At 68.2% G+C, this 16,301-nt stretch carries 10 protein-coding genes; 1 reads left to right on the top strand and 9 read right to left on the bottom strand.

Going from position 1 to position 16,301, the window contains the following annotated elements; all coding sequences use genetic code 11:
- Positions 1–11: 11 nt before the first annotated feature.
- From G369_RS0104795 to G369_RS0104755, 9 genes are all read right to left on the bottom strand, one after another.
- Positions 12–1,991: an ABC-F family ATP-binding cassette domain-containing protein gene (locus G369_RS0104795; protein ID WP_019652845.1), complete on the bottom strand. Its 1,980-nt coding sequence runs from the start codon at positions 1,989–1,991 to the stop codon at positions 12–14.
- A gap of 160 nt (positions 1,992–2,151) precedes the next feature.
- Complete coding sequence (gene prmB / locus G369_RS0104790; protein ID WP_019652844.1) at positions 2,152–3,033, bottom strand: 50S ribosomal protein L3 N(5)-glutamine methyltransferase; 882 nt, start codon at positions 3,031–3,033, stop codon at positions 2,152–2,154.
- Positions 3,030–4,211, bottom strand: coding sequence for a succinyl-diaminopimelate desuccinylase (gene dapE / locus G369_RS0104785; RefSeq protein ID WP_019652843.1), 1,182 nt, complete (start codon positions 4,209–4,211; stop codon positions 3,030–3,032). The genes prmB and dapE overlap by 4 nt, the downstream gene beginning before the upstream one ends.
- A 122-nt stretch (positions 4,212–4,333) precedes the next feature.
- Positions 4,334–5,482, bottom strand: coding sequence for a PilT/PilU family type 4a pilus ATPase (locus tag G369_RS0104780; RefSeq protein ID WP_019652842.1), 1,149 nt, complete (start codon positions 5,480–5,482; stop codon positions 4,334–4,336).
- 165 nt (positions 5,483–5,647) lie between these two features.
- A complete protein-coding gene (dapD, locus tag G369_RS0104775) occupies positions 5,648–6,481 on the bottom strand; it encodes a 2,3,4,5-tetrahydropyridine-2,6-dicarboxylate N-succinyltransferase (RefSeq protein ID WP_019652841.1) in 834 nt (277 codons plus the stop codon).
- A gap of 46 nt (positions 6,482–6,527) precedes the next feature.
- Positions 6,528–7,748 carry a succinyldiaminopimelate transaminase gene (gene dapC, locus G369_RS0104770; RefSeq protein WP_019652840.1) on the bottom strand — a complete coding sequence of 407 codons (1,221 nt, stop codon included), beginning with the start codon at positions 7,746–7,748 and terminating at the stop codon, positions 6,528–6,530.
- 86 nt (positions 7,749–7,834) lie between these two features.
- Positions 7,835–8,473, bottom strand: a complete 639-nt coding sequence (locus tag G369_RS0104765; protein ID WP_019652839.1) for a LysE family translocator — start codon at positions 8,471–8,473, stop codon at positions 7,835–7,837.
- Positions 8,474–8,508: 35 nt separating this feature from the next.
- Entirely contained in the window at positions 8,509–9,855 is a 1,347-nt protein-coding gene (gene argA / locus G369_RS0104760) for an amino-acid N-acetyltransferase (protein WP_019652838.1), read from the bottom strand.
- A gap of 90 nt (positions 9,856–9,945) precedes the next feature.
- The gene (locus G369_RS0104755) at positions 9,946–11,913 is read right to left on the bottom strand and encodes an AAA family ATPase (RefSeq protein WP_019652837.1); all 1,968 of its coding nucleotides are present in this window, start codon (positions 11,911–11,913) and stop codon (positions 9,946–9,948) included.
- 517 nt (positions 11,914–12,430) lie between these two features.
- On the opposite strand from G369_RS0104755, the gene hrpA reads away from it, so the two are divergent.
- The gene (gene hrpA / locus G369_RS0104750; protein WP_244164287.1) at positions 12,431–16,213 is read left to right on the top strand and encodes an ATP-dependent RNA helicase HrpA; all 3,783 of its coding nucleotides are present in this window, start codon (positions 12,431–12,433) and stop codon (positions 16,211–16,213) included.
- The last annotated feature ends 88 nt before the right edge of the window (positions 16,214–16,301 follow it).

Raw genomic sequence — 16,301 nt, 5'->3', positions numbered from 1 at the left:
GGCTTTGCGGTTCAGGCCGCCAGGGCTTCCAGCTGGTCCGACAGGGCCAGCCAGCGCTCCTCGAGGCGGCCGATTTCGTCGTTGAGCGCCTTCAGCCGCTTGCCGGCCTCGGCGATCTCGGCCGACGGTAGCGGCTGGGCCAGCCGCGCCTCGAGCTCGGCGCGCTCGGTGCCGGCCTTGACCAGGCGTTCGTCGATCTGGGCAATCTCGCGCTTGATCGGCTTGGCCTGGTCGCTGCGCTGCTGGCGCTCCTGGGCGTCCTGCTTGCGCTGCTGGGGCGCGGCCGGGGCGGCCGCCGCTGGGGCCGCGGCGGCCTCGGCCTCGCGCACCGCCACCTTGGCCTCCTCGCGCAGGCGCTTCGATTCGTCGAGCAGGTAGCGCTGGTAGTCGTCGAGGTCGCCGTCGAAGTCGCCGACAACCCCGCGGCCCACCAGCCAGAACTCGTCGCACACCGAGCGCAGCAGCGCGCGGTCGTGGCTCACCAGCATCAGCGTGCCTTCGAACTCGTTGAGCGCCACGGCCAGCGCCTCGCGGGTGGCCAGGTCGAGGTGGTTGGTCGGCTCGTCGAGCAGCAGCAGGTTGGGGCGCTGCCACACCATCATGGCGAGCACGAGGCGAGCCTTCTCGCCGCCGCTCATGGTGCCCACGGGCTGCTTCACCATGTCGCCGCTGAAGTTGAAGCTGCCCAGGTAGCCGCGCAGCGCCTGCTCGCCGGAAGGCTCCTTGGCATTGCCGCCGAGCTCGCGCGCCAGGCGCACCATGTGCTCCAGCGGGTTGCTCTCGGGGTGCAGCACGTCGAGTTCCTGCTGCGCGAAGTAGCCGATGTTCAGGCCCTTGCCTTCGGTGACCTGGCCCGCCAAGGCGCCCATCTCGCGCGCGATGGTCTTCACCAGCGTCGACTTGCCCTGGCCGTTGGCGCCCAGGATGCCGATGCGCTGGCCCGCCAGCACCGAGCGGTTCACGCCGCGCAGGATGGTCTTGGGCTCGGCGTCTTCGACAACGTAGCCGAAGCTCGCGTTGCTGATCGACAGCATCGGGTTGGGGATGTTGCCCGGCTCCTTGAACTCGAAGCTGAATTCGGCTTCGGCCAGCAGCGGCGCCACGCGTTCCATGCGCTCCAGCGCCTTGACGCGGCTCTGGGCCTGCTTGGCCTTGCTGGCCTTGGCCTTGAAGCGGTCGATGAACTTCTGCAGGTGGGCGATCTTTTCCTGCTGCTTGGCGAAGGCCTGCTGTTGCTGCTCCATCTGCAGCGCGCGCATGTCCTCGAACTTGCTGTAGTTGCCTCCGTAGCGCGTGAGCTGGGCGTTGGCGATGTGCAGGGTGACGTCGGTCACGGCGTCGAGGAACTCGCGGTCGTGGCTGATGACGATCATGGTGCCCTGGTACTTCTGCAGCCAGGCTTCGAGCCACACCAGCGCGTCCAGGTCCAGGTGGTTGGTGGGCTCGTCGAGCAGCAGAAGGTCGCTCGGGCACATCAGCGCGCGGGCCAGCTGCAGGCGCATGCGCCAGCCGCCCGAGAAGCTGTTGACCGGCGCGTCGAGCTCGTGCGTCTTGAAGCCCAGGCCCAGGATCAGCGCCTGCGCGCGCGGCACGGCGTCGTGCTCGCCGGCGTCGGCCAGGTCGGTGTAGGCGTGGGCCAGCTGCATGCCGATGTCGGCGTCGTCGGGGTTCTCGGTGTAGGCGGCCTCGATGGTGGCCAGCTGCTCGCGCAGCTCGGTCAGACGGGTGTCGCCGCCCACCACGAAGTCGGTGGCCGACTCCTCGGTCTCGGGCATGTTCTGCGCCACCTGGGCCATGCGCCACTGCTTCGGAATGGAGAAATCGCCGCCGTCTTCGTGCAGCGTGCCGTTGAGCAGGGCGAACAGGGTCGACTTGCCGGCGCCGTTGCGGCCCACCAGCCCGACCTTCTCGCCGGGGTTGAGGGTGACCGTGGCGCCGTCGAGCAGGACCTTGGCGCTGCGGCGAAGAATGACGTTCTTGAGAGTGATCATGAAAGAGGAACCGTAGGGGCGATTATCCCGCCCGGCCTCGGACGCCCCGGAAAAAGGGGCAAAGGCACGGGGAAATCGGCATCGATCGCCCGGTGAATGGGGTTGCGCAGCCAGTGGCTGCGGGAAAGCGACAGAAAGGGGAGGGCTCGGGCGGGCGCAGCTAACGCACGCCGGCGCCGGCCACGAGGGCGTCGCGCGTGACCAGCAGCACCTGGTCTTCGCCGGCCGAGGTTTCGAGCCAGAAGACTTCGAGCTGCGGAAAGGCGGCCTCGAAGTACTCGCGCTCGTTGCCGATCTCCAGCACCAGCACCGCGCGCTCGCTCATGCGAGACGGCGCGTCGGCGAACAGCTGGCGCACGAAATCCATGCCGTCGGCACCGCCGGCCAGTGCCAGCTCGGGCTCGGCGCGGTATTCGGCGGGCAGGGCGGCCATGCTGGCGCTGTTCACGTAGGGCGGGTTGCACAGGACGAGGTCGTAGGGGCCGGGCAGGTTCTTCAGTCCGTCCGACTCGACCAGCCTCACTCGCGCGTCCAGCTCGTGGCGGGTGACGTTGATGGCCGCCACCTCCAGCGCCTGCAGCGAGATGTCCGCAGCGTCGACCGTCACTTCCGGGTACGTGAGCGCAGCCAGTACCGCGAGGCTGCCGTTGCCGGTGCACAGGTCGAGCACGCGCTGCGTGTGTTCGCCCAGCCAGTAGTCGATGGTTCCCTCGGCGATCAGCTCGGCGATGAAGCTGCGCGGCACGATGGCGCGCTCGTCCACGTAGAAGGGCACGCCCTGCAGCCAGGCTTCCTTGGTGAGATAGGCGGCGGGCTTGCGCGTCGAGATGCGTTCGTCGATGAGCGCCGCCACCTTGACGGCATCGGCGGGCGACACGGGCCTGTCGGCCACGCCGTCGAGGTCGTCCAGCGGCAGCTTCAGGCGCCACTGCACCAGCCAGGCGGCTTCGTCGAAGGCGTTGGCCGTGCCATGGCCGAAGGCCACGCCGGCTTCTTCCAGCCGCTTCGCGCCCGCCTCGATGAGTTCGATGACGGTGCTCATCCGGCGAGCGCGGCGTCCAGCCGCTTCAGAACGCGCAGGTAGATGTTCTTCAGCGTCTCGATCTCGGCCACTTCGATGTGCTCGTCGATCTTGTGGATGCTGGCGTTCACCGGGCCGAGCTCGACCACCTGCCTGCAGATCTTGGCGATGAAGCGCGCGTCGCTCGTACCGCCGCTGGTCGACAGCTCGGTCTCGATGCCGGTTTCATCTCGGATGGCGCCCTGCACGGCCTCCACCAGCTCGCCCGGCGTGGTCAGGAAGGGCAGGCCTCCGATGGTCCAGGCCAGCGTGTAGTCGACCTGGTGCGCGTCGAGCACGGCGTGCACGCGCTGCTGCAGCGACTCGGGCGTCGATTCGGTCGAGAAGCGGAAGTTGAAGTCGATCACCGCGCTGCCCGGGATCACGTTGCTCGCGCCGGTACCTGCGTGGAAATTGCTGATCTGCCAGCTGGTCGGCTGGAAGTAGGGGTTGCTCGCCGCGTCCCAGCCGCCGGCAGCGTTGATGGCCACCAACTCGGCCAGCGCGGGTGCGACCGCGTGCACCGGGTTCTTCGCCAGGTGCGGATAGGCGATGTGCCCCTGCACGCCCTTGACCGTGAGCTTGCCGCTCATGGTGCCGCGACGGCCGTTCTTGATCATGTCGCCGCAGCGCTCCACGGCCGTGGGTTCGCCGACGATGCAGTAGTCGATGGTCTCGCCGCGCGCGGCCAGTGCGTTGCAGACGACGACCGTGCCGTCCACGCCCGGGCCTTCCTCGTCGCTCGTGAGCAGCAGGGCGAGCGTGAGCTGCGGCTCGGGAATCGCTTGCAGGAAGTCTTCGATGGAGGTCACGAAGGCCGCGACCGACGTCTTCATGTCGCAGGCGCCTCGGCCGTAGAGCTTGCCGTCGCGGTGCGTGGGCGTGAAGGGATGGCTGGTCCACTGCTCGACGGGGCCGGTGGGCACCACGTCGGTGTGGCCGGCGAACACCAGCGTCCGGGTGGCGGCCTTCGCGTCCTCGGGGCGGCGCACCGCCCAGAGGTTGGTCACCCGGAAGTCGGCGGGGCCGCTCTCGATCGTCTCCAGCGTGAAGCCCAGCCGCGCCAGCCGCTCGCCGAGGATCTGCTGGCAGCCCGCGTCGTCGGGAGTGACGGAAGGGCGCGAGATGAGTTGTTCGGCTAGCTGGAGAGTTCGGGACATGGCACAGGAAAGGAGGGTGACTCTTCCAGGAACCCCGCGGAACCGGCGCTGCCGGGCCGCGGGTGTTGCCCCGGCGAGGGGGCGGCTAAGCGACACGAAGTGCGCGAAGCCTTGGGGGAGAGTCAGAATTTGACGTCTAGCGTGATGTCGGTGAAGGTGGGTTCGTCGACCTGATCCGTCAGGTGGCGGTCGTCGACATGCTGCTTGGGCGCTGCGCGGTTCTGCAGGCGCCACATGAGGTTGGTGGGGGAGTCGGCCTGCGACAGGCCCTCTTCGCGGGTGACGCGCTCTTCGATGACGAGGCGGGCGATGTCTTCCTCGAAGGTCTGCGAGCCTTCGGCCATCGACTTCTCCATGGCCTCCTTCACGCCGGAGAAGTCGCCCTTCTCGATCAGCTCGGCCACCAGCGCGGTGTTGAGCATGACCTCCATCGCAGGCACGCGCCCGCCGGTCGGCGTGCGCAGCAGGCGTTGCGACACGATGGCGCGCAGCGCGCCGCCCAGGTCGCCCAGCAGCGTGGGGCGCACCTCGACGGGATAGAAGCTCAGGATGCGGTTCAGCGCGCGATAGCTGTTGTTGGCGTGCAGCGTGGCCACGCACAGGTGGCCCGACTGCGCGTAGGCGATGGCGGCCGACATGGTGTCGCGGTCGCGGATTTCGCCGATCTGGATCACGTCGGGCGCCTGGCGCAGCGCGTTCTTCAGCGCCGTCTGCAGCGAGGTGGTGTCGCTGCCCACGTCGCGCTGGTTCACCACCGACTTCTTGTTGGTGTAGGTGAACTCGATCGGTTCCTCGACCGTGAGGATGTGGCCGCTGGCGTGCTCGTTGCGGTAGTCGAGCATCGAGGCCAGCGTGGTGGTCTTGCCGGCACCGGTGGCGCCGACCATGAGGATCAGCCCGCGCCGCTCCATGACGAGCGTCTTCAGGATGTCGGGCAGGTTCAGCTCTTCGAAGCTCGGAATCCGTGGGGCGATGTGCCGCACCACCACCGCGTAGGTGCCGCGCTGGCGCATGGCGCTGATGCGGTAGTTGCCGGCGTCCTCGAGGTGGACGGCCATGTTGAGCTCGCCCGTGCTCTCCAGCTCCTGGATGCGCGCGGCGGGCACCACTTCCGACAGCAGCGCCAGCGGCGCCGTGGGCGGCAGCACCTGCGCATTGACGGGCAGGCAGTTGCCGTTGATGCGGATCAGCACCGGGGAGTGGGCCGAGAGATAGATGTCGGATGCCTTGCGTTCGGCCATCAGACGAAGAAGCCGTTCCATCATGTTCATCGGTCTCTCTCCTCGGGTGCTCTTGGAATCATTCGTGAGCTGCGTGCAGAACGTGTTCTTCGCGGGGAACGCCGCGAAACCGGCTTTGCCGGGCCGCTGGCGTCGCCCCCTGCAAGGGGGCGTTCGAAGCGACACGAAGTGCGCGCAGCATGGGGTGTGCCAGGTTCAGTCGCGCAGCAGGTCGTTGAGGCTGGTCTTGGAGCGCGTCTGCGCGTCGACCGTCTTCACGATGATCGCGGCGTAGGTGCTGTAGTCCTGGCCCGACTTGGTCTTCTTGGGCAGGTTGCCGCTGATGACCACGCTGCCGGCCGGCACGCGGCCGTAGGAGATCTGGCCGGTGTCGCGGTTGAAGATCGGGGTGCTCTGGCCGATGTACACGCCCATGCCAAGCACCGAGTTCTCTTCGACGATCACGCCTTCGACGACTTCGGAGCGCGCGCCGATGAAGCAGTTGTCCTCGATGATGGTCGGGTTGGCCTGCAGCGGCTCCAGCACGCCGCCCAGGCCCACGCCGCCGGAGAGGTGCACGTTGGCGCCGACCTGCGCGCACGAGCCCACGGTGGCCCAGGTGTCGACCATGGAGCCTTCGCCCACGTAGGCGCCGATGTTCACGTACGAGGGCATCAGGATCGCGCCCTTGGCGATGTAGCTGCCGCGGCGGGCCACGGCCGGCGGCACGATGCGCACGCCCGATTCCTTCAGCTCGTTGGCCGACAGGTGCGAGAACTTGGTGGGCACCTTGTCGTAGAAGCCGAGCGAGCCGGCCTGGATCTGCTCGTTGTCCTTCAGGCGGAACGACAGCAGCACGGCCTTCTTGATCCACTGGTGCACGGTCCACTTGCCCACGCCTTCGCGGGTGGCCACGCGCAGCTTGCCGTTGTTGAGTTCGGTGATCACGTGCTCGACGGCGTCGCGCACTTCGGCCGTCGAGGAGGCGACCGAGATGTTGGCGCGGTCTTCCCACGCGGCGTCGATGATTTGTTGCAGTTGCTGGGTCATGGAGAGTCTCGGGTGAAAAATGGGGGCAGGGGTCAAGCGAAGCGGATCAGGGGCGGGCGTCCTTGCAGAAGCGCACGATGCGCTGTGCGGCCTCCACGCATTCGGCCGTTTCGGCCACAAGCGCCATGCGGATGCGGCCCCGGCCGGGGTTGACGCTGTGCGCGCCGTACGTCGTCTGGCGCGCCAGATAGCTCCCCGGCAGAACCGTCACATTGTATTGAGCGTACAGGGCGCGGGCGAAGGCTTCGTCGTCGCCAGCCCACACTTCGGGCACGCCGGCCCAGAGGTAGAAGCTGGCATCGGGCAGCCGCACATCGAGCACCGGCTCCAGCAGCGGCGTGACCGCCGCGAACTTGGCGCGGTACTGGGCGCGGTTGTCGACCACGTGCGACTCGTCGCCCCAGGCGGCGATGCTGGCCGCGGCCACGGCGCCGCTCATGGCGCTGCCGTGGTAGGTGCGGTAGAGCAGGAATTTCCTGATGATGGCCGCGTCACCCGCCACGAAGCCGCTGCGCAGGCCGGGCACGTTGCTGCGCTTGGACAGGGATGTGAGCGCGATCAGGTTGCGGAAGTCGGGCCGCCCGAGCTTCACCGAGGCCTCCAGGCCGCTGAGCGGGGGCTCGTCGCGGAAGTAGATCTCGCTGTAGCACTCGTCGGCGGCGATCACGAAGCCGTGGCGGTCGGAAAGCGCGAAGAGCTTCTTCCATTCGTCCAGCGCCATGACCGCGCCGGTGGGATTGCCCGGCGAGCAGACGAACACCAGCTGCGTGCGGGCCCAGATGTCTTCGGGCACGCTGTCCCAGTCGACCGCGAAGTTGCGCGCGGGCACGCTGGGCACGTAGTACGGCTCCGCGCCGGCGAGCAGGGCCGCGCCTTCGTAGATCTGATAGAACGGATTGGGCGACAGCACCACGGGCTTGGGCGAGGCGGTCGGGTCGACCACGGTCTGGGCCAGCGAGAAGAGCGCCTCGCGCGAGCCGTTGACGGGCAGCACCTGCGTCGCCGGGTCCAGCGAGAGGCTGTATCGGGTCTTGAGCCAGTCGGTGAAGGCGGTGCGCAGCTTCAGGTCGCCGGCGGTGGCGGGGTAGGCGGCCAGCGCGCCGAGGCTGGCGCTCAGTGCATCCTTGATGAAGCCCGGCGTGGCGTGCTTGGGTTCGCCGATGCCCAGGCTGATGGCCGTGAACTCGGGGTTGGGCGTGACGCCCGCGAACAGCTGCTTCAGCCGCTCGAAGGGGTAGGGTTGCAACCGGGAAAGCAGGGGATTCATGGCCGGGATTATCGGTGACAGGTGTTACCGCTCCCGGCGAAACGGCTACTCGCGCGGGCCGGTGGCAGGAGCGGACGCGGTCGCTCTCAGGCGGCGCTGCGCCGGTAGAAGGCCAGCGAGCCGGCCAGCGCCAGCAGCATGCCGCCGCAGGCGCGGTCGATCCAGCGGGTGGCCGACACGGTCAGCAGCCGGATCGCCCGGGCGCCGACGAAGGCGTAGGCCAGCATCACCGCCATGTCCAGCGCCGCGAAGATCAACGCGATGACGATGTACTGCGGCGCCTGGGCCCCCGAAGGGTCGATGAACTGCGGCAGGAGCGCCGAGCAGAAGATGTAGCCCTTGGGGTTGGTCACCGCCACCAGGAATGACTTGAGGAAGATCCGCCGGCTCTCGCCCGCCGCGGCCGAGGGTGCCGCATCGGCCGCCGGCAGGTGGAAGCCGCCCCTGGAGCGCAGCATGCGCAGTCCCAGCCAGGCCAGATAGATCGCGCCCACCCATTTCAGCATCGAGAACCAGAATTCCGACGCAGCCAGCAGGGCGCCCAGTCCGAGCGCCACGGCGCCGACCAGCACGAAATCGGACAGCACCGCCCCGAGCATCCCCGGCAGCGCGCGCCGCACGCCGTGGCGCGAGCCGTTGCTGAGCGCCAGCAGCACCGTCGGACCGGGCGTGGCGATGGCGGCGAAGGCCACGATGGCGAAGAGCAGTGCGGTGGCGAGCGTCATCGTGGATTTCTCCTTGGTATCCGCGCGGGGTGCGGCTAGATCTTCTTGACCAGCACCAGGCTCTTGCGGTCCCAGTTGTACTTGCGCTTGCGGGCCTCGGGCAGCCAGTCGGGGTTGACCTGCTGGAAGCCGCGCTTGAGGAACCAGTGCATGGTGCGGGTGGTGAGCACGAAGATGCTCTCCAGCCCCATGGCCTTGGCGCGGTGCTCGATGTGCTTGAGGATGCGCTCGCCGTCGCCCTGCGACTGCGATTGCGGCGACACCGTGAGCGCGGCCATCTCGGCGGTGCGCGCCTCGGGGTAGGGGTAGAGCGCCGCGCAGCCGAAGATCACGCCGTCGTGCTCGACCACCGTGTACTGGTGGATGTCGCGCTCGATCTCGGTGCGGTCGCGCTTGACCAGCGTGCCGTCGCGTTCGAAGGGCTCGATCAGCTGCAGGATGCCGCCGATGTCGTCCACCGAGGCCTCGCGCAGGCTCTCGAGCTTCTCGTCGATCACCATCGTGCCGACGCCGTCGTGCACGTACACCTCCAGCAGCAGCGAGCCGTCGAGGGCGAAGGGCAGGATGTGGTTGCGCTCCACGCCCGCCTTGCAGGCCTTCACGCAGTGCTGCAGGTAGAAGGCGGTGTCGGTGGGCTTCTGCGGCGGGGGCAGCGAGGCCAGCAGCTTCTCGGCGGCATCCAGCGGCAGCTCGGTGTCGATGGGGTTGTCCTCGCTCTCGGGCAGCTCGCTGTCGATGCGGATGCCGGGAATCTCGGTCAGGAAGATCAGCTTGTCGGCCTGCAGCGAGATGGCCACGCTGGTGGCGACCTCTTCCATCGTCAGGTTGAAGGCCTCGCCCGTGGGCGAGAAGCCGAAGGGCGACATCAGCACCATGGCGCCGAAATCCAGCGTGCGGCGGATGCCGGCCGCGTCCACCTTGCGCACCAGGCCCGAATGCTTGAAGTCCACCCCGTCGACCACGCCCACCGGCCGCGCGGTGATGAAGTTGCCCGAGATCACCCGCACGGTCGAGCCGGCCATCGGCGTGTTGGGCAGGCCCTGGCTGAAGGCCGCCTCGATTTCATAGCGCAGCTGGCCGGCGGCTTCCTGGGCGGAGTCGAGCGCCACTTCGTCGGTGATGCGGATGCCGTGCGAATACTTCGCCTCGTGCCCCTTGGCCGCGAGCTGTTCGTTGACCTGCGGCCTGAAGCCGTGCACCAGCACGATCTTGACGCCCATGCTCTGGATCAGCGCCAGGTCTTGCGCGATGTTCTGCAGCTTGCCCGCAGCGATCGCTTCGCCCGCGAGCCCGACCACGAAAGTCTTACCGCGGTGCGTGTGAATGTAGGGCGCGACCGAGCGGAACCAGGGCACGAAGGTGAAATTGAAGACGGTGGACATGGGGCGTGATTGTGCATTCATGAAAGGCGGTCTGCCTGACTCGATCCGACCCCTGCGGATCGGTCGAGCCAGGCGGGCCGGACGGACGGATCAGGCGATCGCGCGCAGTACGCGGGCCGCGGCGGCGGGCGCCGACGGTGGCGGCGGCCCTTCGTGTCGGGCACGGAAGCCCGCCAGCAGCGCCGCGTAGGCGTCGGTCGCCCCGTGGGCCTCATCCGAGCCCGGAGCGGGCAGCCCCAGCATCGCAGCCAGTTCGGCCGGCGCGATGGAGCCGTCGCGCAGCAGCGCATCGACCACCGCCATCAGCGCCGGCACGTGCGCCTCCAGCAGCGCCAGCGCGCGCTCGTGCTCCTGCGCCAGCAGGGCCTCGATCTCGGGGTTGGTGGCTTCCACGTCGGTGTTGACGTTGTCGTTCGGGTCGTTGGCGACGTCGGTGCGGCTCAGGCGCGTGCCGAAGGCGAAGTGGCGCACGTACTGCGCGGCATAGGCGGTCGCCTGCATGAAGTCCTGCGTGGCGCCCGAGGTGCAGGCCTGCTCGCCGAACACCAGCCGCTCCGCGGCGCGTCCGGCCAGGCCCACGCAGATGCGGTCGCGCAGGTTCTCCTTCGACCAGGCCTTGCGCTGCTCGTAGCTGTTGTAGCCGCCCTCGAACGAGGCCACGTTGATCTTGATCTCCTGTGGCGCGCGGCCGAAGAGCAGGCCGTACGCCACGCCGTGGCCGGCCTCGTGCACCGCGAGCAGGGCGCGGAAGTCCTCGCTCGAACGCTGCTTGAGGCGGTTCAGCTCCAGCGCCACCGGAAACTGGCGGCGCGCCTTGCGGTACTTCGCCGCGATGGCCGACACACCCGCGTCCAGCGAGAGCCACACCGGCTCGCTGCCGTTGGCGCCTTGCTCCAGCGCCCACAGCGCGGCGTTGACCAGCGTGGCGCTCAGGATCGCGTGGATCGACGAGAACAGCGGACGCGTTCCCTGCGCCGGGAACACGGCGTTGGCATAGATCTGCTCGTACACGCTCGCGTCGAGCACGAAGCGCACGCCGGAGCTCTCCTGGATCTCGGCCACGTAGCGGTCGCAGATCGACAGGATCAGGCGCACGTAGGTCGCGCGGTCGAACGAGGGGTAGATCACGTGGTTGTTGCCCAGGCGTGCGATCTGCTCGGGGCGGAAGCGCTCGGCCAGCGCCTTCTTCACGTCGATGACGGAGAGCTTCTTCGTCAGCTCGTGGAAGATGTCGGCGTCGGTGTCGCAGTCCTCGACGCGCTGCGCCGTCTCGGCGTACATCTCGTCGAGGTTGCCCGAGACGAACACCAGCAGCTTGCTGTAGTCGGTCTCCCAGCCCTGCTGCGTGTCGCGGAAGGCGCGCAGGCGCGCGTGCACCTCGGCGGGCTTCCAGGCCATGATCTGAAGCAGCGTCTCCGACAGCTTCAGGCAGCGCTTCACCTCGCGCGCCTCCCAGGGCGACAGGTGCAGCTTGCGCTTCTTGTCGTACTTCTTCTTGTCGGAGCCGTCGCGGTCCTGCGTGTACTCGGCATAGGCCAGCGACGACTCGATCTCGCCGAGCATCGAGAGCGCGGGCGGCAGGCGGCCGTCGGACAGCAGCGCCCACACGTCCTGGTAGCGCTCGACCTTGGCGTCATGGCCGCCGTTGTCGACCGTGCGGAAGCGCTGGAACTCGTCCAGCACCAGGATGCCGGGCGTGCCCTCGGCGATGCCCGACTCGGCCAACATGGCGGAGATCGAGCCGCGGCTGTGATAGCCCGAGCCGTGGCTGAAGCCGTCCATCTGCACTTCGATGAAGCGGTCGTAGAAGCCCAGGTGCTGTGCGAGCCTGCGCACCAGCTGCGTCTTGCCGGTGCCGGTGAGGCCCCAGAGGCAGACGATGACCGGGCGGCTGATGAGCTGCGGCAGCACGTACCAGGCGCGGATCGAGTCGATCACGCGATCGATGATGTCGTCGATGCCGAAGAGCTCGGTCTTCAGCGCTTCGGCGACGGTCTGCAGGTGGCGAGTGCGCTCGGCGAGCTCGGCATGCAGTGGGTTTCGGATGTCTTTGGACATGTTTTTCTTCTTGGGTATCTGGCAGGAACGGAGGAATGCAGCCGCCGCTTCGCCACGAAAGGCGGGCAGGAGGCGGCAGGCTCGACGCTGTCGGAGTCGGTTGCGGCGCTTCGGTCTGCGAAGCGCGCCGACGATGTCGAGGGCGCGGGCTTCAGGCCGGGCGGGGCAACTTGACCCTTCCGAGCGCACGGGGCGCGCGGCTTGCGCAGCGACGGCGCAAGTTGGTGGGGGCAAGGCGGTAGGACATGGACGCGATCGTAGTGGCGGTTTGCAATCGAGTAAAGACTATTTACGGATCGTGTCGCGATCTCGCCGCAATCAGGCCTAACGTTGTGGATGCCGTGCAACAACCGTGGTGGGCGCCGATAATCGACGGTTTGCCTGCCTGCCGGCTCCTTCGCTCCTGCGCGCAACCGGCGAGTGCCGCCGACGACTGCTTCCTGCCTTGACGACCACCACACCCCTTCGCATCGAGTTCCCCGAATCGCTTCCTGTATCGAGCAGGCGCGAGGAGATCATGGACGCCATCTCGGCGCACCAGGTCGTGATCGTCTGCGGCGAGACGGGCTCGGGCAAGACCACGCAGCTGCCGAAGATCGCCCTCGCGCTGGGCCGCGGCAAGCTCAACGCCGAGCCCGGCAAGGGCCGGCTCATCGGCCACACGCAGCCGCGCCGCATCGCCGCGAGCTCGGTGGCCAAGCGCATCGCAGAGGAGCTGAAGACGCCGCTGGGCGACGTGGTCGGCTTCAAGGTGCGCTTCCAGGACCGCCTCTCGCGCGACGCCTCCGTCAAGCTGATGACAGACGGCATCCTGCTGGCCGAGACGCAGACCGATCCGCTGCTGAAGGCCTACGACACGCTCATCATCGACGAGGCCCACGAGCGCTCGCTGAACATCGACTTCCTGCTGGGCTACCTGCGAGAGATCCTGCCGCGCCGGCCCGACCTGAAGGTGATCGTCACCTCGGCCACCATCGACGCCGACCGCTTCGCGCAGCACTTCGCCTCGGCGAAGGGGCCGGCGCCCACGATCTTCGTCTCGGGCCGCACCTATCCGGTGGAGCAGCGCTACCGGCCCTTCGAGGAATCGCGAGAGCACGACCTGAACGACGCCATCGCAGACGCGGTCGACGAGCTCTGGCGCGATCCGCACAACGCGGGCGACATCCTCGTCTTTCTGCCCGGCGAGCGCGAGATCCGCGAGGCGGCCGACCATCTGCGCCGTCACCTGAGCCACCAGCCGCTGCTGCGCAGCGCCGAAGTGCTGCCGCTCTTCGCACGGCTCTCTGGCCCCGAGCAGGACCGCATCTTCGACGGCCACACGGGCCGGCGCATCGTGCTGGCCACCAACGTTGCGGAGACCTCGCTCACCGTGCCGGGCATCCGCTACGTGATCGACACCGGCACCGCCCGCGTCAAGCGCTACAGCTTCCGCAGCAAGGTCGAGCAGCTGCTGGTCGAGCCGATCAGCCAGGCGGCCGCCAACCAGCGCGCGGGCCGCTGCGGCCGGGTGGCGAACGGCATCTGCATCCGCCTCTACGACGAGAAGGACTTTGAAAGCCGCCCGCGCTTCACCGACCCCGAGATCCTGCGCTCCTCGCTCGCAGGCGTGATCCTGCGCATGAAGTCGCTGCGCCTGGGCGATGTGGCGCGCTTCCCGTTCCTGGAGGCGCCGTCGCCGCGCGCCATCGCCGACGGCTACCAGCTGCTCAACGAACTGGGCGCGGTCGACGACGCCAACGAGCTCACGCCCACCGGCGCCGAGCTGTCGAAGTTGCCGCTCGACCCGCGCGTGGGCCGCATGATCCTTGAGGCCCGTTCGCGGGGGGCGCTCGAGGAAGTGCTCGTCATCGCCTCGGCCCTCAGCGTGCAGGACGTGCGCGACCGGCCGATGGACGCACAGCAGCAGGCCGACCAGGCGCATGCGAAGTTCGACGACGAGAAGAGCGAGTTCAGCGGCTACCTTCGGCTGTGGAAGTGGATCGCGGACGCGCGCGGCGGGCATGGAGACACCCACAAGCTGAGCAACCGCCAGTACGAGCAGCTGCTGCGCCAGAACTTCATCAACATCCGCCGCGTGCGCGAGTGGCGCGACATCCATTCGCAGCTGCTCACGGTGGTCACCGAGCACAAGTGGCGCATCAATGCCCAGCCCGCCGGCTACGAGGCGCTGCACATGTCGATGCTGTCGGGCCTGCTGGGCAACATCGGCTGGAAGCTGGAGGACGACGAGGCCTACCTCGGCGCGCGGGGCATCAAGTTCTACAAGCACCCCGGGGCGCACCTGAAGAAGAAGCCCGGGCGCTGGATCGTCGCGGCCGAACTGGTCGAGACCACGCGCCTCTTCGGACGCGGCATCGCCAACATCGAGCCGCAGTGGCTCGAGGAGGTGGCAGGGCACCTGCTGAAGAAGCAGCTGCTCGATCCGCACTGGGAGAAGAAGGGCGCGCAGGTGTCGGCACTGGAGCGCGCGACGCTCTATGGCTTGGTGGTGTACAGCGGCCGGCGCGTGGACTTCACGCGGGTCGACCCCGTTGCCGCGCGCGAGATCTTCATCCGCGAGGCGCTGGTGGGCGGGCAGTGGGAAAGCAGGTTCCCGTTCCTGCAGGCCAACCGCAAGCTCGTGCGCGAGGTGGAAGGGCTGGAGCACAAGTCGCGCCGGCAGGACGTGCTGGTCGACGACGAGCTGATCTTCGCCTTCTATGACGCCCAGCTTCCGCCCGATGTCGCCAGCGGCATCACGTTCGAGAACTGGTACCGCCAGGCCTCGAAGGAGCAGCCGCGCCTGCTTTACCTGACGCGCGACGAACTCATGCGCCACCAGGCGGCGGGCATCACGACGCAGTCCTTCCCGCCGACGCTGCGGCTGGGCGGCGTCGACTGCGCCGCGAGCTACCTGCATGAACCCGGCGATGCGAAGGACGGCCTCACCGTCAGCGTGCCGCTCTTCGTGCTCAACCAGGTCAGCGAAGAGCGCTGCGAATGGCTGGTGACGGGCATGCTCAAGGACAAGATCCAGGCCCTGCTCAAGAGCCTGCCGCAGCGTCCGCGTTCGCGGCTGGTGCCGCTGCCCGAGTCGGCTTCGAAGCTGGCAGAAGAACTGTCGGCCCCCGAGGTGTTCGGCACCGGTTCGCTGACCGACGTGCTGCTCAAGCGTGTGCGCGAGATGACCAGCATCGATGTCAAGCGCGCCGACTTCAAGCTCGACATGCTGCCGCCGCACCTGTTCATGAACCTGCGCGTGGTCGACGAGCACGGCCGGCAGCTGGGCATGGGGCGCAACCTCGGCGCGCTGAAGGCCGAACTGGGTGCGCAGGCGCGAGGAGCCTTCCAGGCGCTGGCTGGGCTGAACATCAAGGCGGCACCGGAGAAGAAGGCTGCCGCGACGGCGCCGGACCCGCGTTCGAAGCCCGCCGCCAAGGCCGCGGACGCGCCCGCCGCGCTGCCGGCCGGACAGCGCTACACCGCCTGGACCTTCGGCGAACTTCCCGAACTGATGGAAGTGCGCCGCGGTTCGCAGTCGCTGATCGGCTTTCCGGCACTGCGCGACGAAGGCGACGCCGTGACCATCGAGGTGTTCGACGAGCCCGCCGTGGCGGCAGCCAAGCACCGCGCCGGCCTGCGCCGCCTGTTCGCGCTGCAGCTCAAGGACGCGCTCAAGTACCTCGAGAAGAACATCCCCGACCTGCAGAAGATGTCGGTCGCATACATGCCGCTGGGCACTTCGGAGGAACTGCGCACGCAGATCATCGACGTGGCGATCGACCGTGCGTTCCTGCAGGACCCGCTGCCCACCGACGAACAGGCGTTCAAGCGCCGGCTGGAGGAAGGGCGCGGCCGCCTCACGCTGATCGCCAACGAGGTGGCGCGGCTGGCCGGCACGGTCCTCGTCGAGTACGCCGCGGCCGCGCGCAAGATCAAGGACACCAAGATCCAGCCCGAAGCCGTGCAGGATGCCGCCCAGCAGCTGCAGCGCCTGGTCGGCAAGCGCTTCATCGCCGACGCGCCGTGGACGCAGCTGCAGCATTTCGCGCGCTATCTCAAGGCCATCGTGCTGAGGCTCGACAAGCTGCGTGCCGACCCCGCGCGCGACGCGAGCAAGCTCGCCGAGCTGAAGCCGCAGGACCAGCGCTACTGGCGCCTCGTGGCGGAGCGCAAGGGCGTGGTGGACGAGCGCATGCTCGAATTCCGGTGGCTTTTGGAGGAACTGCGCGTGAGCTTCTTCGCGCAGGAGTTGCGCACGCCGCAGCCCGTGAGCGTGAAGAGGCTGGACAAGGCCTGGGCCCAGCTGCAGGCCTGAGACCACTGAGACGACTGGGACGACTGAGACGAGAAAAAGCCCGCTTGCGCGGGCTTTTCCTTGGCTTCCTATGGCCGGGACGCGGTGG

The organism is Variovorax atrisoli 110B (assembly GCF_000382045.1).
GTDB classification, from domain to species: Bacteria; Pseudomonadota; Gammaproteobacteria; order Burkholderiales; family Burkholderiaceae_C; genus Variovorax; species Variovorax atrisoli.
The sequence above is the reverse complement of the archived record's forward strand: the minus strand, read 5'-3'. Positions and strand labels throughout refer to the sequence as shown.